We start from the raw sequence: 18,430 nt of genomic DNA, 5'->3' as shown, positions 1-18,430 counted from the left end.
ACCCAACCTACGCCCGGAACAGGTGCCGACGGATCGCCGCCACGTTGCCGAAGATACGCACCCCCAACACAACGACCACACCGGTGGACAACTGCCCACCCACCCCCAACTGGTCACCCAGATACACGATCAGACCAGCCACCAGCACGTTCGAAATGAACGACACCACGAACTGCTTGTCGTCGAAGATGCGGTCCAACCGAGCCCGCACCCCACCGAACACCGCGTCCAACGCGGCCACCACCGCGATCGGCAGGTACGGCTGCAACGCCGCCGGCACCGTGGGATCAAGCCACACGCCCAGCACCACACCGGCGAGCAACGCCAACACCGCGATCATCGGCCACCTCCGGAGGGGCTAACAGTCGTCCCCGGACCGGACGACCCGGGACTGCCGGAACGGACACCCGACGCGGAAGGGCTCGGACTGACCGACGGCTTGGCGTAGCGTAGCTGCGGCTCCGGCGCCGCCGGCAGGGTGAGGTCATCCGCCTCCCGCACACCGAACGACAACCCCGTCCCCTGCGCGACCTTCCGCATCAGCGCCGCGTTCCGGCTGTCCTCGAACTTGCGCCGCATCGAACCCGGCCCGATCGCCGACACCTCGTACGGACCGGTCACCGGCCGGAAATCCACGAGCATCGCCTCACCCGCCGACCGGATCGTCGACGTCGACGTCAACCGCTGCCCGTTGATGGCGATCGCCTCCGCGCCAGCACTCCACAACGCGTTCGCCACACCCTGCAGGTCGCTGTAGAGCACCCGCGGCGGCCCCGCGCCGGCACCAGTGACCGCGTCCGCCTTGTCCGGCGCGTCCGCCAACCGCACCACCACACCATCACCGCGCACCCGGCCCAACCCGGTGCTCGCCTCCAGGTTGCGCAACCGGGCGGCGGCCGAACCGGTCAACGCCGCGTCCCGCTGCCGACTGACCTCCTCGCGCAGCTGGTCCGCCCGCGTGGACAACCGATCGGTCTGGCTCTCCCGCTCCTTGATCTGCGCCACCAGACCCGAACGGGCCTGGCTGCGCCCCGGCTCGTCCGCCATCGTCTGCCGGTACGCGACCGCGAACAGGAAACCGAGCATCACCACCACGACCAGGCTCACCGACCGTGCCGGCAAGGCCCGCCACCCGCGCGCCGGAGCGGACTCCGCCGAGCGCCGACGGGCGGCAGCCGCGTCCGCGTACCCCGGATCCAGCGGGTTGCGGAACAGTTCGGTGAGGAAGTCCGGCGCGTACACCCGGTCCTGGCCGGGTTTTCCCAGCCGAGGCGCGCTCACGCCGTCGCTCCCGGACCGCGCGCCGCGCGCACCAGCCGGGCCGCCTGCACGACGTACATCGCGCCGGCCACCCAGTACAGCACCAGCCCCCACCAGGCCAACGCCCAACCGATGGCGCTCGCCGCCGTCGCCACGTCGGTGGCCGCGCTGGCCAACAGCAACACCGGGAACGCCGCGAGCAGCAGGAACGTGGCGGTCTTGCCCACGTAGTGCACCGGCGGCGGACCGTACCCGTAGCGACGCAGCACCGCCAGCGAGGCCAGCAGGAGCACCTCACGGGCCAGCAGCGCCGCGGTGAACTGCCACGGCACCACCTCCCGCGCGGTGAAGGCGACCAGGGTGGCGAGGATGTAGAGCCGGTCGGCGAGTGGGTCGAGCAACTCGCCCAGGCGGCTGACCTGGTGCAGGCGGCGGGCGATCCAGCCGTCGACCCAGTCGGTGGTGCCCCCGATGGCCAGCACCACGACCGCCGCCACGTCGGCCCGCGCCACCAGGAACAGGTAGAGGAAGAGCGGCACGCCCAGCAGCCGCCCGAAGCTGATCAGGTTGGGCAGGGTGAGGACCTGGTTGCCGGGAGTCTCGTCACCGGTGTCCGGCGGTTGCTCTGCCCGAGCCGGCCGACGCGACACCGATCCTCCTCCACGGCACGCGGGCCCCCGGCCAGCGCCGGGCGCGGCTGAGGGTCGTACGCGCTGTCAGGCCGACCAGCGCCGGCTCTCCCCTGCGGCCCCGGGCGGGGCCCCTTGCCCTGATACGGCCCGCGATCTCGATGATCGCGGGCCGGGTAGGTGCGCTGCCACTATATCGGGCTTCCTCTCACTGGCCGGCCGCTGCCGCGGCCTGCCGGTGCGGCGGTGTCGCACTGTGGCGTGGGTCACCACGCGTAGAGCGTCCTAGGATACTAGTGGAAGGTGGTTGGCGCTCAGGCCGTCTGGACGGCGGGATCGGTCTGCTGCTCGGGCACCGACGTCGCCGCCCGAGCGAACCCGGCCAGCGCCAGCAACAGCTCGTGCTGCATCCGCGCCGGCATCCGGTCCAGCACCGCCTGCACCGCGCGCTGACGCCGCTCGGCCAACTCCCCCAACAGGGTCAGCGCCGCAGGCGTCGGCACCAACCGCACCTCACGCCGGTCACGCGGATCGGCCACCCGACGCAACAGCCCCGTCGCCTCCAACCGGTCGCACAGGCGGCTCGCCGACGAGGGCACCACGTCCAGCAGCTCCGCCAACCCGTTGACGTTGGTCTCCGGACGACCGCTGATCAGCGTGAGCACCCTCAGCTGGGTGGGCGGCACCTGGTGCCGCGACTCGGCTGACTCCAGCACGGCGATCAGCGTCTCGGCGGCCGTGGTGATCGCCGTGGCGAGATCCGCAGGTCGCTCCACCTGATGTCCCCTGCCGTTGTCGCGCTGGTGCCCGCCCGGCAATGCGGCGGCGAGACTCACGCCATGCTCCGCTCGCGTGGACCGTGCCAGTCCAGACAGACCACGACGGCGTCGTCACGCAGATCGGAATCGGCGTGATAGGCGTGTAGTTCGCGCATCACCGTACCAACCGCCTCGGCCGGCGGCTGCAACCGCGTGGCGCGCAGGGACCGTGCCATCACCCGCTGCCCGTACGGCTCCTGGCCCGGCGGCTCGGCGGCCCACACCCCGTCGCTGACGACGAAGAGCCGGTCACCGGGGGCGAGTTGCATCTCCTGAAGCTCGTAGCGGGTCTCGGCGAACATGCCCAGCGGCAGCTGCTGATCCAGTTTCATCGGCTCGACAGTGGACCCGCGCATCCGCAACAGGTGGGGTGAGCCCGCGTCGACGGCCCGCACCCGGCCGAGGCGAGTGTCCACCTCAAGCAGCAGGGTGGCCACGTACCGGGCGCCCCGGTGTTGGTAGAAGACCGTGTCCGAGGCCAGTTCGGCCTGCTCCACCAGGCCGCCACCGGAGCGACGCGCGTTGCGCATCGCGTTGACCGTGACGGCTGTCAACAGCGACGCCGCGAGCCCGTTGCCCTCGCCGTTGAGCACCGTCAGGGTGAGACGGTCGCCGTCCAGCGACCAGTCGAAGTGGTCGCCACCCACCGTGTACGCCGGTTCGAGCTGGCCGGCCAGGTCGAACGCGTGGTGGGACACACCACGACCGGGCAGCAGGTCCCACTGCATCTCGGCGGCCATCGTCAGTCGCTCCCGACGGCGGGCCCGCCGGTAGCGGTCGGTTTCCCGGTCCGCCGCCCGCATCGCCACCGCCAGGACGCCGGCGATGTCCGTCGCCCGACCGGTGACCGCCGCGTTCGGTGCGGTCGGCAGCTCGATCAGCAGCACACCCAGCCGCTCCCCCCACACGGTCAACGGCAGGTAGAGCCGGCAGGGGCCCGCACCGTCGCGGACCGGCTGCTGGCTGCTGAAGCAGCGCTGCGCCATGGTGTGGCAGGCCAGGAAACCGGCCGCCGGCAGGTCCGGGTCCAGCACCGGCCAGAGGCCGCTGATCCGGTAGTCGGCGACGAAGACGTCGGTGCGCAGCGCGCCCATCGCCGACCGGATCGCCCGGTCCGCCGCCTCGGCCAACTGGTCGGGCGGGGCCTCGCGCAACGCGCGCGACACCACGTCCGGCGCGTCTACCATCGTCGCCCTCCCCCGAAACTTGCTGTAGGGCAAGTATCATACGGAAGCCACCGGACGGGTGATCGGCGCGGTCAGTCACCCGCGCGGGTCGCGAGCACACCGTGGAACGCGTCGGGCACCTCGGCCGGCGGGCCTTCGGGACGCCACTCGGCAACCGGGACGATCCCGTCCGCCGTCGGCGCCCACCGACCCAGCAGGGGCGCGAACGCCACCGGTGGGCGCATCCGGAACTGCGGCCCCATCATGGCCAGCGCCTGCGGGTGACCGGCCAGCTCCTCGGTGTCGAAGTCCACTGCGAGCAGGCTGCCCGGCGCGGCGGCAGCGTACAGCTCGTCGAGGGTGCGGGTCAGCGTGGCGTCGTCGAGGAACGCGGCCAACCCCAGGAAGACCACTCCGACCGGCCGCCGCCCCCACCCTGGCACGAAACGGTGCAGCTGCGCCGGGTCGACGGTGCCGATGTCGGTCGCGTCGCCGAAGCCGTAGCCGGCCCGGTCGCTGCCGGAAAGGATGCTCTGTCCCAGTCGGATGGTGACCGGGTCGACGTCGGTGTAGAGCACCGTCGCGTCGGGGGCGACCTCGTGCACGTTGCCCATCGTCGGCACCCCGGCGCCGAACACCAGGAACCCGTCCACGCCGTGGGCGGCCATGGCCCGCACCGCCCGGCCCAGGAACGCCCGCAGCTCGCGGAACACCGGCGCGCACGGCCCGTACGCCTGCTCGAACGCGTTCGCGGCGGCCACGTCCACGGGGAAGTGATGCTGCCCGCCGAGCCAAAAGTCGATCATGCGAGCGGTGCTCGGCTGGTCTGGTTCACCCATCGGCGGCGCTCCCTCCCCGGTCGTCGCCAGCGTACCGACCGGGACGCGCTCGGCGGTATCGCGACGCGGGGGCGTCCGGGCCCGCGATACTGGCCGCGAGCGGAGGTGGGCCGTGAACTCGGCGAACAACGCGGCGATGGTGGTCGGCGTCGACGGCTCGGAGTCGGCGCTGCGCGCCGTGCGCCTCGCCGCCGCCGAGGCGGCCCGCCGGCACCGACCACTGCGGGTCGTGCACGGCTTCATCTGGCCGCTGCTGCACGTACCCGTCTCCCCCGCCCCGCACGCGCCTCCCGGCGGTGGGCTGCGCCACCGGGCCGAGGAACTCGTCGAGGCCGCGGTGCGCGAGGCCGAGGCGACAGTGCCCGGGTTGACGATCTCCGGCGAGATCATCGACGGTGAGGCCGCCGCGGTGCTGGTGGGCGAGTCCCCCACCGCCGCACTCATCGTGCTCGGCGATCGCGGGCTGGGTGGGTTCTCCGCGCTGCTGGTCGGCTCGGTCGCGGTGCAGGTCGCCGCGTACGCCGACTGCCCGGTGCTGGTCGCGCGCGGCACGCAACGCCCCGACGAGCCGGTCCTGGTCGCCGTGGACGGCTCGGACGCCTCCCGGCTGGCGGCGGACTTCGCCGCCGAGACCGCGGTGTCACTCGGCGTGCCGCTGTTGGCGGTGCACGCCTACCGACATCCCGGCAGCAGTGGCCCGGGCGACATGCAACCCCTGGTGTACGACGAGGCGACGCTGCGCGGCGAGCAGGAACGGATGCTCGCCGGGTGGCTGACCGGGCTCACCGAGGCCCACCAGGGTCTGCGGTTGACCTGCCAGGTGGTGCACGGCCGACCCGGCACCGCGCTCGCCGAGGCGTCCCGCTCCGCCCAACTCGCGGTCGTCGGTGGGCGCGGGCGCGGCGAGGTGACCGGGTTGCTGCTGGGGTCGGTGAGCCAGTCGATGCTGCACCACGCGCAGTGCCCGGTGGTCGTGGTCCGCGCGCCCCGATAGTGCGCCGGGGTTGGTCCGCCGCCAGACGGGTAGACGGCCGCGGTACGCCCAGCGGACGGCGGGCAGCACCAGGTGCCCAGACCGACGAAGGAGGCACAGATGCCAGGACCACGGCCGGGCAGTAACGCGTACGACAAGCAGCGCGCGCGGTTGCGTAACGCGATCGACGACTCCGGACGCCGGGTACCCGACGGCAAGGCCAACCAGGTCGCGAACAGGATCCTCCAGGAGGATCGCGGTCAACGAGGCGTGGTGCGCGGCGACCGGACGTACGGCCCGAAGAGCGAGCGCGAACCGGGCGACCCGAAGTGAGGACGGTCGACGTGGCCGACGGCGCGATCGCAGGCGCCGTCGGCAGCACCGCGCTGAACGTGGTCAGCTACCTGGACATGGCACTGCGGGGACGGCCGGAGAGCGACGTCCCCCAGGAGACCGTCGACCGGCTGGCCGGGATCGCGCACGTCGACCTCGGAAACGGGGCCCGGGCGGCCAACCGCCGCTCGGGCCTCGGGCCGCTGATCGGTTACGGGTTGGGCGTCGCCGCGGGCGTCGGGTTCGCGCTCTACGCCGGTGGTCGACGTCAGCCGATACCGGTGGCCACCGGTCTGCTCGGCGCGGGCGTCATGACCATGACCGACGGGTCGATCACCGTGCTCGGGATCAGCGACCCGCGCACGTGGCGGCGCTCCGACTGGATCTCCGACATCATCCCGCACCTCGCGTACGGGCTGGCGGCCGCCGCCACCTGGAACAGGTTGCGACGGCCGCCAGGCCGCGGTCGCTAGGTCCGTCAGCGGGTGTCGCTGTCGTCCTCGGCCACCGGCTCACCGGCCGGGCCGTACGGCGACACCTGCCCCTTGGGCACCGGACGACCGGCGTCACCGCGCGACGAGCCGCGGTTGGCCGGATGCCCGCCCGGGGCGGGGCCCTTGTTGTCCTGGCTGGTGGCGCCCAGTGCGTTGCGGCGCAACTCCTGCTGCTGCGGGTTCGTCACGGGGTGTCTCCCTCCGGTACGGCAGGCGGCAGAAGCCGCCTCCACCGTCGGCATACCCGCCCGCCCAGACGGCATTCCGGCGTCGGGCAGCGGTGCGACGGCTAGCGGCTCCTGAAGTGGGTAACCCGACCGGGTGGGCAATGATCGAACTCTGGTGCGGGTGTTGCTCGACCGGCGTGGCCGCACGTACGCGGAGGAGGCCGGCATCCGGCTCTCCGACCGGCCGGGGCCGCTGTACCAGCTGCTGGTGCTGACCACGCTGCTGAGCACCCGGATCCGCGCGTGCGTGGCGGTGGACGCCGCGCGGGAACTGTTCGCTGCCGGCTACCGCACGCCACAGGCGATGGAGGCGGCCAGTTGGCAGGAGCGCGTCGACGCGTTGGGCCGGGGCCACTACCGCCGCTACGACGAGCGGACCGCCACGATGCTCGGCACCGGCGCCCGGCTGTGCCTGGACCGTTGGCACGGTGACCTGCGGCGCCTGCACCGGGAGGCCCAGGGCGACCCGGCCGGGCTGCGGCGACGGCTCACCGAGTTCCCCGGCATCGGCCCCACCGGCGCGGACATCTACCTGCGCGAGGCGCAGACGGTCTGGTCGGACGTGCGCCCGTACGCCGACCGTCGGGCCCTGGCCGGGGCGAAGCGGCTGGGCCTGCCGGGGTCCCCGGACCGGCTCGCCGGTCTCGTCGACGAACCGGACTTCGGCCGGCTCGCGTCAGCGCTGGTACGGGTGGCGCTGGGTGAGGAGTCCGCCGGTGAGGTCACCCGGGTCGCCGCCCGTTGAGGCGCTCACTTGACCGTCTTGTCCCCCGGGCGGGTCAGGTGCCACACCAGCAACGCGGCGAGCAGCGCCAGGATCACCACCCCGCCGGAGATGCCACGGCCCTCCTCGGGGCTGCGGCCGGCGCTGCCGAAGTAGATCACCGCGAGGCCGGCCAGCACCGTGACGAACGTACGCAAACCTCGGTCCTTCACGTCTGGCACCGTAGGCGTACCGCGTTCCCCGCTTTGTCGGTTTGGACCTTTTGTCAACCTTCTGGGTGAACGCTCAGCGCTCGGCGACGAACCCGCAGAGGCGTACCCGGCGCACCGCCCGGTCGGCGACCTCCACCACCTGCAGGGTCAGACCGGGCAGCCGCACCGTCTCACCCGGGGAGTCCGGCAGGTGCCGCAGTCGGGCCAGCACCAGACCAGCCACTGTCGTGTAGTCCCGGGACAACGGGAAGCTCAGCCGCACCCCCAGGTCGGGCAGGTCGTGCAGCGGGAAGTCACCGGGCACCAGCAGGGACCCGTCCGGTTCCCGGATCACCCCGTGCACGTCACGGTCGGTCTCGTCGTACAACTCACCGACCACCTCGGCGAGAAGATCCTCCATGGTGATCATGCCGTCGATGCCCCCGTGCTCGTCGACGACCAGGGCCAGTTGCTGATGCTCCTGGCGCAGCTGACGCATCGCGTCGGCGACCGGCAGGGTCACCGGCAGCAGCAGCGGCGCCTGGACCCGCTCACCCACGTCGGCGGTGCCGGCCCGCACCAGGTCGCGGATGTGCACCACCCCGAGCACCTCGTCCAGGCCGCCGGGGCCGGTGACGGGAGCGCGGGACCGTCCGGCGGCGGCGAGCCGCCGGACGCCCTCGTCAGCGGCCAGATCGGCGGGCAGCGTCGTCACCTCCCGCCGGGCGACCAGGATCTCCCGCAGCGTCCGGCCGGCGATGTCGAACGCACCGGTGAGGATCTCCCGCTGCTGGGCCGACAGGCCGCGCTGGCTGGCCAGCATCTCCCGCAACTCCTCCTCGGTCATCTCCTCCCGGTTGGCCCGCGGGTCTCCACCGGCGAGCCGCACCACCGCGTCGGTGGCCCGGCTGAGCAGCCACACCGCCGGCCGGGACACCCGAGCCAACAGATCCAACGGGCCGGCGCTCAACAGCGCCCACCGCTCGGCCCGCTGCATGGCCAGCCGCTTCGGGGCCAACTCACCGAGCACCAGCGTGACGAACGTCAGCAGCACGGTCACCAGCAGCACCGCGGCGGGACGCGCCGCCGCGCCGAGGAAACCCAACGGCCCGACCAGCGGAGAGGCCAACGACACCGCGGCCGCCGCCGAGGCCAGGAACCCCGCCAGGGTGATGCCGAGCTGAATCGTCGCCAGATAGCGATTCGGGTCGCGGGACAGCTGCACCAACCGGTCACCGGCGCGGCTGCGCCGACCCAGCCGCCGCAACTGCCCCTCCCGCAGGGTCACCAGCGCCATCTCGCTGCCGGAGAGCGCGGCGTTGACCAGCACCAGCACGGCCACCAACGCCAACTGCCCGAGCTGACTGCCCATCGCGTGCCCCCGTCCGCCGCCTGAGGTCACTCAACCGCAGCGGGGCGCGGCGTGGGCGGTGTTTGCGACCGCGCCCCCGCTCAGTCGACCTCCAGGTCGTCCAGCGAGATGGCGTGGGTCATCAGCCACCGGGCCAGGGCCGACATGCCGAACAACCACAGCGGCACCGACTCGGTGGGGCCGTTGGTGGCGTAGATGGCGAAACGGAGGTCCGGCGCCCGGTACGCCTCGATCCGCCACTTGTGCTGCCGGTCTCGCCAGACCGCCGAAGGGTCCATGGCGTCACCGTAGGTGACCAACGTCGGCCGGGTGGCCGGTTGGCCCAGCAATGGCCGGCTCAGCCCGGCACCACCGTCGTCCCGAACACGATGCGGGCGACGGACACCAGGAGGCTGATGCCGACGGCGGCGAGGATCAGCCAACCGAGCCCACGCCACCCCGAGCCACGACCGGGCACCGGCACCGGCGGTGGTCTCCACAGCTCCCGGTAGGTCCAGGCCAGCACACCCGTCCCGAATGGCAGGAGGCCGACCCAGAACCAGAACCACCGGGTGCCGACCAGCGGCGGCGCGCCACCGATCAGGCGGCCCAGCCAGAGCACGGTCAGCACACCGGCGAGCAGAGCCGCGACGTTCCCGATCCGCTGCCCGGGGTCACCGTCCGCGCTCCCCGCAGCGGACACGGCGGCGAGCTGGGCGTCCCGCCAGCTCGGCGGGACGCCCGCCGACGGGTCCGGCTCGGCGAGGTACGAACCCCCGGCGGGTGATGCGTCAAGGGTGTACCGGCTCTGGCCGTTCGGCACGGTCCAGACGAGCATCCCACCGTTCGTCGCCGACTGCGGTCGGGGCCGGCTCCCCCAGTACGCGCCGTCGTCGGCCCAGCCGGACGCCCGCTGGAAGGCCACCACCTGGCCGGTCGCGAGATCGCGGTCGAGCTGGGCCTCGGTCGACTGGCGGGGCTCCACCCACCACGCCAGACCGGCCCACAGCACCCAGAGCACCGGCAGCCCCCAGCGCAGCACCACCGGGACGATCTCCCGCCAGCGGCCACCGAACGGCCGCGCCCGGGACGCCATCACCTCGACCATCAGCCCACCGTCGCATTCCGACGCCAACCTGTCAGCCCCGCACGGACGCGCGTTCAGGTGACGACGATCCGGGCGTCATCGGGCAGCCGGCGGGTCGCGCCCCGCCGGTCCAGCAACTCCAGCAGGGGCACCGCCACCCGGCGGGTGGTGTCCAACGCCTGCCGGGCCGCGGAGAGGGTGAACGGCTGCGGCAACCCGGCCAACACCCGGACCGCGTCGTCGAGCGCGTCGGGCAGCAGCACCACGTTGTCGGCCAGCCGCAGCAGCGCCCCGGCCCGCACCGCGGCGCCGATCTCCCGGGGGCCCAGGCCGAAGTCGACGAGGCGGTCCGCTTCGGGGGCGCGAAACGGACGGTCGCCGTACTCGGCGCGGACCCGGCTCACGGCCAGGGCCACCGGTTCGGGCAGCGCATTGGCACTCGCCGCCCCAACCCGACCGGCGTGGATCCGCAGCGGCGGCCGGACCAACGCCTCGACCAGCACCCGGTCGGGCAGGGCGAGGCGCTGACGCAGGGCGTCCACCGGCATTCCGGGCTCCAACGGGTGCTCCCGCGCGTGCCGGGCGACCTCCTCGGTCAGCCGCTCGCCGAGCTGCCGCCAGTGTGCGGGGTCGGCCAGCCAGTCACCGGCCACCGGCACCGCCCACGCCGGGCTGTCCCGCCCGGTCGGCACCGGCACACCCATCCGGATCAGCGCGCCGGCCCGGACCAGTCGGCGACGGCGCAGCTCCCCCGCCAGGTCGGGCCGACCGTTCAACTCGGCGAGGACCTGCGAGCGGGCGGCGGCCGCACCCCGTCGGCCCAGCGGTGGCGGCGCCACGTCCAGCACCCTCACCCCGCCGTTGACGTGGTGGCGGCCCGGGTCCCGCAGCAGCGCGCGGTCACCCACCAGCAACGGCAGCGGGCGGGCCAGCCGCAGGCGGACGGTGTCCGGGCCGAGCGGGCGCACCCGTACCGGCACCGCCGCCGACCCGACGTGCAGGGTGAGGGTGGCCGGCAGGTCGCCGGCCGGGTCGCCGGCGAGCCGGACGTCGACGAGGTCGGTGTGGTGGAACCGGTCCGGTGTGAGCAGCGCGTCGCCCCGGCCGAGGCGGTCGCGCGGCGTACCCCGCAGGTTGACCGCGACCCGGGCGACCGCCGCCGCCTCCGGGCGGGCCTCGCCCAGGCAGTGCAGGCCACGAACCCGGACCGGTTCGTCGGCGCCGGCCAGCTCCAGTGCGTCGCCGACCCGCAGCCGACCGCCGCCGAGGGTCCCGGTGACGACTGTGCCGCTGCCCCGCACGGTGAAGCTGCGGTCCACCCAGAGCCGGACCGGGTCGTCCACGACCGGCGCGGGCAACTGGGCGGCGAGGCGGTCCAGGGCGGCCCGCAGCTCCGGCAGGCCGGCGCCGGTCAGGCCGCTGACCGCCACCGCCGGCACCGCGCCGAGGCTCGTCGCGGCGATCTCGGCGCGGGCGCGGGCCGTCGCCGGCCCCGGATCGGCCAGGTCCGCGCGGGTCACCGCGAGCAGGCCGTACGCGACGCCGAGCGCGTCGAGCGCGGCCAGGTGCTCGGCGGACTGCGGCATCCAGCCCTCGTCGGCGGCCACCACGATCAGCGCTGCCGGGACCGGGCCGACCCCGGCGAGCATGTTCGGCACGAACCGCTCGTGCCCGGGTACGTCGACGAAGGCGACGGTGCCGCCGGACGGCAGCGTCGTCCAGGCGAAACCCAGGTCGATGGTCATTCCCCGGCGGCGTTCCTCGGCCCACCGGTCGGGTTCCATCCCGGTCAACGCCCGGACCAGTGTCGACTTGCCGTGGTCGACGTGCCCGGCGGTCGCGACGACGAACACGTTCAGTCGTCCCCGGGTACGCGCAGCACCGCCGCGCGGACGGCGTCGTCGGCGTCGGCGGGCACACAGCGCAGGTCGAGCAGGAGTCGCCCGCGCACCACCCGCCCGAGGACCGGCGGGTTTCCGGTGCGCAGCGGGAACGCGTACCGCTCGGGCAGGCTCAACGCCCACGAGTCCAACTCCACGCCGGGGGCGCCGCCCCCGCCGACCACCGCGACGGCCGGCACCACCTCCGCCTTGCGGCCGTCCGCGCCGAGGCGGTCCCGCAGACGCTCCACCCGTGCCCGCAGAGCGCCCGGGTCGGCGTGCAGCGCCACGCGGGTCGGGGTGTGCGGTTGGTGCAGGGTGGCGGCGAGCGCGGCCAGGGTGAGCTTGTCCACCCGCAGCGCCCGGGCCAGCGGGTGACGGCGCAGCCGGTCGACCACCTCGACGTCACCGAGCAGCAGCCCGGCCTGCGGCCCACCGAGCAGCTTGTCGCCGCTGGCGGTGACCAGCGTGGCGCCCGCTCGCAGGGTGCTGGCCGCGTCCGGTTCGTCGGGCAGCAGCGGGTCCGCGCCGAGCAGCCCGGAGCCGATGTCGGCGACCACCGGCACCCCGAGCGTGGCCAGTTGCCGTACCCCGACGGCGGAGGTGAAGCCGGTGACCCGGAAGTTCGATGGGTGCACCTTGAGCACGAAACCGGTCTGCGGGCCGAGCGCGGCGGCGTAGTCCGCGACCGTGGTGCGGTTGGTGGTGCCCACCTCGCGCAGCCGCGCGCCGGTGCTCTCCAGCAGGTCGGGCAGGCGGAAACCGTCGCCGATCTCGACCAGTTCGCCGCGGCTGACCACGATCTCCCGGCCGGCGGCCAACGCGGTGGCGGCCAGCACCAGCGCCGCGGCGCCGTTGTTGACCACGTGCACGGCGCCCGCGTCGGGCACGGCGGCGGCCAGCGCGTCGAGCGCGCCCCGGCCGCGGCGGGCCCGCCGACCGGTGGCCAGGTCCAACTCGACGTCGGTGTGCCCGGCGGCGGCCACCACCGCGGCGACCGCGGCGGACGACAACGCCGCCCTGCCCAGGTTGGTGTGCAGCACGACACCGGTGGCGTTGAGCACCACCCGGGGGCCGGGCGTGGGCAACGCGGCGACCGCCGCGTCGCGTACCTCGTCGGGGTTGAGCTCACCGCGACGGGCACGGCCCTGCGCGTGGGAGACGACGGCCTTGACCTGCTCCCGGCCGAGAGTCACGGTGGCGGCGGCCAGCACCGGGTCGGCGAGCAGCGTGTCCGTACGGGGCACCCGACGTCGCGGGTCCACCGGGCCGTCGCCCATCACGTCATCTCCTGCAAGCGGTGTGGCGGAGACGGACGGGAATCGAACCCGCCTGGCCCGGGTCCCGGACCACTCCGGTTTTGAAGACCGGGAGGGGCACCAGCCGCCTGAACGCCTCCACCGGACATTCGATCACACCGCGGGCGGGTCCGCCCGACCAGATGGAAGATCCATGGCGGTCCGCCGCGCTTCCACGCGCTCGCGCTGCGGCACCACTGTGTACCGGGGGTCGCGGGCCGAGGCGACACCGCCGTAGAAGACGCCGAACCGGGTCAGCACCGACGCGGCCAGCAGCGCGGTCCCGGAGAGCGCCCCGACCACCCGGTGACGCCGGCCCAGCAGAGCGCCCGCCACCCCACCGAGGGTCAGCAGCCGCGCGGCGCGCAGCATCCGGCCCGGCCGGCCCAGTCGGTAGGGCTCGCTGAGCAGGCCGAGGCGGCTCTCCACCCGATGCGTGCCGTACAGCTCCAGGGCCGCGCCGGCCACCGCCATCCGGCGGGCCGGCCCGGCCTGGGCCGGCGGCGCGGCGAGCAGACCCACGCCGGCGCCGCTGGCCAACGCGCTGCCCGCGAAGATCACCGGCAACTCGGGGTACGCCTCATGCCACGACGGCACCGCCGTGTCGGCCAGCAACACTCCGGTGTACGTGGCCAGCGCCGGCGCGGTGCCGGCGGCGAGCAGCCCGGCGGCGTGCCCGATCGGCGGCAGCGCCCGGCCGGCCAGCCCGAGCAGACCGCGCCGGGGCAGCACACCGGCCGCCTCGGCGATCGCGGCGAGACCCGCCGCCGGCCCGTACGCGGTGAGGATCCAGGTACCCATCGACATCGGGGAGGTCGGCTTGGCCACCCGCAGCATGTGGTGGAACCGCGCCGGCCGGCCCAGGTCCTTGACCAGGAAGACGGCGCTGGCGCTGACGGCGGCCAACGCGGTGACCCGACCGGCGCGCCGCAACGCGGGCCGCCCGGTGAGCTGCCCACCCGCGGCCAGCAGCGACGAGCCGGCTGCCAGCCCGCCGGTGAACAGGTACGCGGCGATGTCCCACTTCCACACCGGCCCCTTGAGGATGGGCCGACCGTAATAGGACGTGAACTCGGCCTCCGGCACCCGCAGTTCCTCACCGCCACCGCCGCGCCGCCTGCGCCGCCGGCCGGGAGGTTCGCCGCTTCGCCGCACCGGCTGGTCACCCCGACGGCCACTGCCGACCTCGTCGCCGCCGGTGCTGTCCCTGTCGGTGGTGACGGCCCGGCCGCCCGGGTGATCGCCCGCGCCCGCCGGCGGCTCAGCACCCCGCGCATGCTCTGCCCCCGCCGCGCTGCCCGGCCGCTCGTGGCTCGCCTGTGGTCGGTGGCCGCCCTCGTCGGCGAACCGCTCCCGGAAGCGACGGAACCGGTCGCCCACGGGACCCGACTGCATCATGAGGAACCTCCGACGAACGCGGCGACGGTCGCCGCCGCCATGGCGAGAGCGGCGAGGCCGGCGCGCTTCCACATCTTCGGCAGGTCACGGGTGGTCACGACCGGGTCGGGTGGCAGCCCGTACACCTCGGGTTCGTCCAGGAGCAGGAAGAACGCGCCGTCACCACCCACGCCGTCGTTCGGGTCGTGCCCGTACAGGCGGGCCTCGGGGACCCCCCTGTCGTGCAGCGTCGCCACCCGGGCGGCGGCGCGTTCACGCAGCTCGTCCAGGGGCCCGTACTGGATCGACTCGGTCGGACACGCCTGCGCACACGCCGGGGTCATCCCCGCGCCCAACCGGTCGTAGCACAGGGTGCACTTCCACGCCCGACCGTCGCCCTTACGTTGGTCGATCACCCCGTACGGACACGCCGAGATGCAGTACCCACACCCGTTGCAGATGTCCTCCTGCACCACCACCGTGCCGAACTCCGTGCGGAACAACGAACCCGTCGGACACACGTCCAGGCAGGCGGCATGGGTGCAGTGCTTGCAGACGTCCGACATCATCAACCACCGGAAATCCGTGCGCTCCTCGACGCCCGTGCCCCGGCCCGGTGGTTGGGCCCCCGGCATCCCCAGGAACTGCGGTCCCGCGTCGACCGGCCGGGCCCGGTCGGCGTCGACCGGCGCACCGAGGACGTCCGCCAGGGCGACACCATGCCCGGCCGGGCGGGGCTGCTCGATGAACGCGACGTGCCGCCACGAGTTCGCGGTCAACGCGCCGGTGTTGTCGTACGGCATGCCGAGCAGGTCCAGGCCACTCTCCGGAACGCCGTTCCACTCCTTGCAGGCGACCTCACAGGCCTTGCAGCCGATACAGACGCTGGTGTCGGTGAAGAACCCCATCCGCGGCGGCGCGTTCTCATAGCCTGCCTCGGGTGCCGGGTCCAGCGGACCGTACAGGCTGTTCGGGTCAGGAAGCACCGTGCTCCTACCCCTCGTCGTCGGTGGTCACGGCCGGCGCGTGCTGGCCCGGGACGATCCCGGCGCGCCTCTGGTAGTCGGCCACCAGGTCGAGCAACGCCGGGCCGGTGGGACGACGGCCCGGCCGCACGTCGCAGGTGCTGACCTTGCTCTCCTGAATGAGCACGTTCGGGTCCAGGCTGATGCCGAACAGGTCGTTGGCCGAGTCGCCGGTCACCAGGCCCTCGAAACCGAAGTGGTACGGCAACCACACCTGATGGATGATCCGACCATCCACCCGCAACGGGGTGAGCCGATCGGTCACCAGCACCTTCGCCTCGATCACCGCGCGGCCGCTGACCAGGTGCGCCCAACCCAGATGCGTCAGCCCGACCTCGCCGGCCAGCGCCGGGGACACCTCCACGAACATCTCCGGTTGCAGCTCCGCGAGGGGTGACACCGTCCGGCTCATCGCGCCGGCGGTGTGGTGCTCGGTGAGCCGGCTGACAGTGAACACGTACGGGAACACCTGGGCGTGCTCCTGCGGCGGACTCGGGTTTACCGAGTTCACCGGGTGTGCGTACATCTTGCGCGTCGGGTTGGCCTGCTGACCGTAGAGCGGGTTACGCACCGGCGACTCCACCGGCTCGTAGTGCGTCGGCAGCGGCCCGTCCAGGACACCGCTGGGCGCGTACAACCAGCCCTTGCCGTCGCCCTGCATGACGAACGGGTCGTCGCCCGCGATGCCCTCCGGCCCGGAGGCACCCGGCGGCGGCCGGTACGACGGTGGCTTGGTCTTCTCGAAGTCCGGCACGTCGTAGCCGGTCCACTCGGCCTTCTCCGCGTCCCACCACACGTAGCGTTTGCGCTCGGACCACGGGTTGCCGTCCGGGTCGGCGGAGGCACGGTTGTAGAGGATGCGCCGGTTCGCCGGCCACGCCCAACCCCACTCGGCAGCCACCCAGTCCTGATCGTGGCGGGACTTACGCCGGGCCGCCTGGTTCACCCCGTCCGCGTACACGCCGGTGTAGATCCAACAACCGATCGCGGTGGAGCCGTCCGCGCGGGCCTCCGCGAAACTGGACAGCGGACGGCCGGTCGCCACGTCGTACCCGTTGATCTCGCGCAGCACCGCCTCGGCGCTCGGCTCCGCGAGCGGACCGTGCGTGGGATAGTCCCAGGTGAGGTCGAGCAGCGCGCGGTCGCGCGGCAGCGGCGAGTCGGCCAGCCGCTCCCGCAGCTTGCGGCCCAGGTGATAGAAGAACCACAGCTCGGAGCGGGCGTCGCCCGGCGGCTCGACGGCCTTCTCCCGCCACTGCAACAACCGCTGCGTCTGGGTGAAGGTGCCCTCCTTCTCCACATGCGACGCGGCGGGCAGGAAGAACACCTCCGTGCGGCACTCCTGCGGCACGATCTCGCCGGTGGCGACCTCGGGGCCGTTCTGCCAGAACGTCGCGCTCTCGATCATGAACAGGTCGCGGACCACCAACCAGTCGAGGTTGGCCATCCCGAGCCGCTGCGCGCGACCGTGCGCCGACCCGACCGCCGGGTTCTGCCCGAGCAGGAAGTACCCCTTGATCTTCCCGTCGATCATGTTGAGCACCTGCTGGTACGTGCCGTGATCACCGGTAAGCCGAGGCAGGTAGCCGTAACAGAAGTCGTTCTCCGGTGTCGCCGCGTCACCCCAGTACGCCTTGAGCAGGCTGGCGGCGAACGACCCCGCGTTACCCCAGAACCCCTTCTGCCCCGGATGGCGAATGCTGTCCACCCACTCCTCGAAGCTCGGGTGTTCGGCGTGGTGCGGCATCGGCAGATAACCGGGCAGCAGGTTGAACAACGTCGGGATGTCGGTCGAGCCCTGGATGCTGGCATGGCCACGGAGCGCCATCACCCCGCCACCCGGGCGACCCATGTTGCCCAGCAGGAGCTGGATGATCGCGCCGGTGCGGATGTACTGCACGCCCACGCTGTGCTGCGTCCAGCCCACCGAGTAGATCAGCATGCCGGTGCGGTCCCGGCCGGAATTCGTCGTCCACGCCCGCGCCAACTCCAGGAACTGCGCCTGGGAGATGCCGCAGACCCGCTCCACCATCTCCGGGGTGTAACGGGAGAAGTGCCGCTTGAGGATCTGGTAGACGCAGCGCGGGTGCTGCAACGACTCATCGCGGCGGGTCTGCCCGCCCACCGGCGCGCCGTGCGACTCGTGCGCCAACCCCGCCGCGCTGTCCCGCTCCTGCGCCGTGTGCCCACTGCCCGACGAACCCTCGTGCCCCTCGTACTGCCAGCTGTCCTGCACGTAGGCACTGGTCTCCGGGTCGAAACCGGAGAAGAAGCCGTCGCCGTCCTCGGTGTCGCTGAACTCCTCGCTGACGATGGTCGCAGCGTTGGTGTACGCGAGCACGTACTCCCGGAAGTCCAACTCGTTGTCGAGGATGTAGCGCACCACCCCACCGAGTAGCGCGATGTCCGTGCCCGCCCGGATCGGCAGGTACTCATCCGCGACCGCACTCGTCCTGGTGAACCGGGGGTCGACGTGGAAGACCTTCGCGCCCCGACGCTTGGCCTCCATCACCCACTGGAAACCCACCGGATGTGCCTCAGCCATGTTCGAACCCTGGATGACGATCACGTCAGCGTTGGCGATGTCCTGCTGGAAATCCGTCGCACCGCCACGACCGAAGCTGGCCCCCAGACCGGGGACGGTGGCGGAGTGTCAAATGCGGGCCTGGTTCTCGATCTGCAACGCCCCCATCGCGGTGAACAACTTCTTGATGAGGTAGTTCTCCTCGTTGTCCAACGTCGCCCCACCCAGACTGGA

General features: G+C 73.0%; 20 protein-coding genes and 1 tRNA gene. 4 read left to right on the top strand and 17 right to left on the bottom strand.

Translation table 11 applies throughout. From position 1 onward, the window contains the following. Positions 1–7 precede the first annotated feature (7 nt). The 6 genes from ACIBEF_RS30215 to ACIBEF_RS30190 all read right to left on the bottom strand — a co-directional run bounded on the left by ACIBEF_RS30215 (position 8) and on the right by ACIBEF_RS30190 (position 4,712). A complete protein-coding gene (locus ACIBEF_RS30215) occupies positions 8–340 on the bottom strand; it encodes a small basic family protein (RefSeq protein ID WP_030327710.1) in 333 nt (110 codons plus the stop codon). Further along, a complete protein-coding gene (locus tag ACIBEF_RS30210; protein WP_396796736.1) occupies positions 337–1,281 on the bottom strand; it encodes a DUF881 domain-containing protein in 945 nt (314 codons plus the stop codon). The genes ACIBEF_RS30215 and ACIBEF_RS30210 overlap by 4 nt, the downstream gene beginning before the upstream one ends. Further along, positions 1,278–1,910 (bottom strand): CDP-alcohol phosphatidyltransferase family protein, encoded by a 633-nt coding sequence (locus tag ACIBEF_RS30205; protein ID WP_396796734.1) that lies wholly within the window; start codon positions 1,908–1,910, stop codon positions 1,278–1,280. The genes ACIBEF_RS30210 and ACIBEF_RS30205 overlap by 4 nt, the downstream gene beginning before the upstream one ends. Positions 1,911–2,203: 293 nt before the next feature. Continuing rightward, on the bottom strand, positions 2,204–2,665 hold the full coding sequence (locus ACIBEF_RS30200) for a MarR family winged helix-turn-helix transcriptional regulator (RefSeq protein ID WP_396796750.1): 462 nt from the start codon (positions 2,663–2,665) through the stop codon (positions 2,204–2,206). A 56-nt stretch (positions 2,666–2,721) separates the two neighbouring features. Then, on the bottom strand, positions 2,722–3,894 hold the full coding sequence (locus ACIBEF_RS30195) for a PP2C family protein-serine/threonine phosphatase (RefSeq protein WP_396796733.1): 1,173 nt from the start codon (positions 3,892–3,894) through the stop codon (positions 2,722–2,724). 71 nt (positions 3,895–3,965) lie between these two features. Then, on the bottom strand, positions 3,966–4,712 hold the full coding sequence (locus ACIBEF_RS30190) for an SAM-dependent methyltransferase (RefSeq protein ID WP_396796732.1): 747 nt from the start codon (positions 4,710–4,712) through the stop codon (positions 3,966–3,968). Between the two features lie 112 nt (positions 4,713–4,824). On the opposite strand from ACIBEF_RS30190, the gene ACIBEF_RS30185 reads away from it, so the two are divergent. The 3 genes from ACIBEF_RS30185 to ACIBEF_RS30175 all read left to right on the top strand — a co-directional run bounded on the left by ACIBEF_RS30185 (position 4,825) and on the right by ACIBEF_RS30175 (position 6,491). After that, on the top strand, positions 4,825–5,706 hold the full coding sequence (locus ACIBEF_RS30185; protein ID WP_396796730.1) for a universal stress protein: 882 nt from the start codon (positions 4,825–4,827) through the stop codon (positions 5,704–5,706). A gap of 99 nt (positions 5,707–5,805) precedes the next feature. Further along, the gene (locus tag ACIBEF_RS30180; protein WP_088989541.1) at positions 5,806–6,018 is read left to right on the top strand and encodes a phosphatidylethanolamine-binding protein; all 213 of its coding nucleotides are present in this window, start codon (positions 5,806–5,808) and stop codon (positions 6,016–6,018) included. Then, positions 6,015–6,491 carry a hypothetical protein gene (locus ACIBEF_RS30175; RefSeq protein WP_396796729.1) on the top strand — a complete coding sequence of 159 codons (477 nt, stop codon included), beginning with the start codon at positions 6,015–6,017 and terminating at the stop codon, positions 6,489–6,491. Before ACIBEF_RS30180 ends, ACIBEF_RS30175 begins: the two co-directional genes overlap by 4 nt. Before the next feature lie 5 nt (positions 6,492–6,496). Here the strand turns inward: ACIBEF_RS30175 and ACIBEF_RS30170 are convergent, their stop codons facing one another. Then, on the bottom strand, positions 6,497–6,700 hold the full coding sequence (locus tag ACIBEF_RS30170; protein WP_355007565.1) for a hypothetical protein: 204 nt from the start codon (positions 6,698–6,700) through the stop codon (positions 6,497–6,499). A 133-nt stretch (positions 6,701–6,833) separates the two neighbouring features. Here ACIBEF_RS30170 and ACIBEF_RS30165 point away from each other — a divergent pair, with 133 nt between their 5' ends. Continuing rightward, positions 6,834–7,484: a hypothetical protein gene (locus ACIBEF_RS30165; RefSeq protein ID WP_396796727.1), complete on the top strand. Its 651-nt coding sequence runs from the start codon at positions 6,834–6,836 to the stop codon at positions 7,482–7,484. 5 nt (positions 7,485–7,489) lie between these two features. Here the strand turns inward: ACIBEF_RS30165 and ACIBEF_RS30160 are convergent, their stop codons facing one another. The 10 genes from ACIBEF_RS30160 to fdh all read right to left on the bottom strand — a co-directional run. After that, positions 7,490–7,675 (bottom strand): hypothetical protein, encoded by a 186-nt coding sequence (locus ACIBEF_RS30160; RefSeq protein ID WP_124774058.1) that lies wholly within the window; start codon positions 7,673–7,675, stop codon positions 7,490–7,492. A gap of 73 nt (positions 7,676–7,748) precedes the next feature. Then, the gene (locus tag ACIBEF_RS30155; RefSeq protein WP_396796726.1) at positions 7,749–9,026 is read right to left on the bottom strand and encodes a hemolysin family protein; all 1,278 of its coding nucleotides are present in this window, start codon (positions 9,024–9,026) and stop codon (positions 7,749–7,751) included. 80 nt (positions 9,027–9,106) lie between these two features. Further along, a complete protein-coding gene (locus tag ACIBEF_RS30150; protein WP_238669770.1) occupies positions 9,107–9,304 on the bottom strand; it encodes a hypothetical protein in 198 nt (65 codons plus the stop codon). A 59-nt stretch (positions 9,305–9,363) separates the two neighbouring features. Next, on the bottom strand, positions 9,364–10,113 hold the full coding sequence (locus ACIBEF_RS30145) for a hypothetical protein (RefSeq protein WP_396796725.1): 750 nt from the start codon (positions 10,111–10,113) through the stop codon (positions 9,364–9,366). A 53-nt stretch (positions 10,114–10,166) separates the two neighbouring features. Beyond that, entirely contained in the window at positions 10,167–11,945 is a 1,779-nt protein-coding gene (gene selB, locus ACIBEF_RS30140; RefSeq protein ID WP_396796724.1) for a selenocysteine-specific translation elongation factor, read from the bottom strand. 2 nt (positions 11,946–11,947) lie between these two features. Next, positions 11,948–13,252: an L-seryl-tRNA(Sec) selenium transferase gene (selA, locus tag ACIBEF_RS30135; protein ID WP_396796723.1), complete on the bottom strand. Its 1,305-nt coding sequence runs from the start codon at positions 13,250–13,252 to the stop codon at positions 11,948–11,950. A 23-nt stretch (positions 13,253–13,275) separates the two neighbouring features. After that, positions 13,276–13,371 (bottom strand) — tRNA-Sec (locus ACIBEF_RS30130). Between the two features lie 13 nt (positions 13,372–13,384). Continuing rightward, entirely contained in the window at positions 13,385–14,668 is a 1,284-nt protein-coding gene (gene nrfD, locus ACIBEF_RS30125) for an NrfD/PsrC family molybdoenzyme membrane anchor subunit (RefSeq protein WP_396796722.1), read from the bottom strand. Further along, a complete protein-coding gene (locus ACIBEF_RS30120) occupies positions 14,665–15,633 on the bottom strand; it encodes a 4Fe-4S dicluster domain-containing protein (RefSeq protein ID WP_396796721.1) in 969 nt (322 codons plus the stop codon). The genes nrfD and ACIBEF_RS30120 overlap by 4 nt, the downstream gene beginning before the upstream one ends. 7 nt (positions 15,634–15,640) lie before the next feature. Beyond that, on the bottom strand, positions 15,641–18,430 hold a 2,790-nt coding region (fdh, locus tag ACIBEF_RS30115; RefSeq protein WP_396796720.1), incomplete at its 5' end, for a formate dehydrogenase.

Origin of the sequence: Micromonospora sp. NPDC050795, assembly GCF_044456785.1 — a bacterium.
Taxonomy (GTDB): Bacteria; Actinomycetota; Actinomycetes; order Mycobacteriales; family Micromonosporaceae; genus Micromonospora.
The sequence above is the reverse complement of the archived record's forward strand: the minus strand, read 5'-3'. Positions and strand labels throughout refer to the sequence as shown.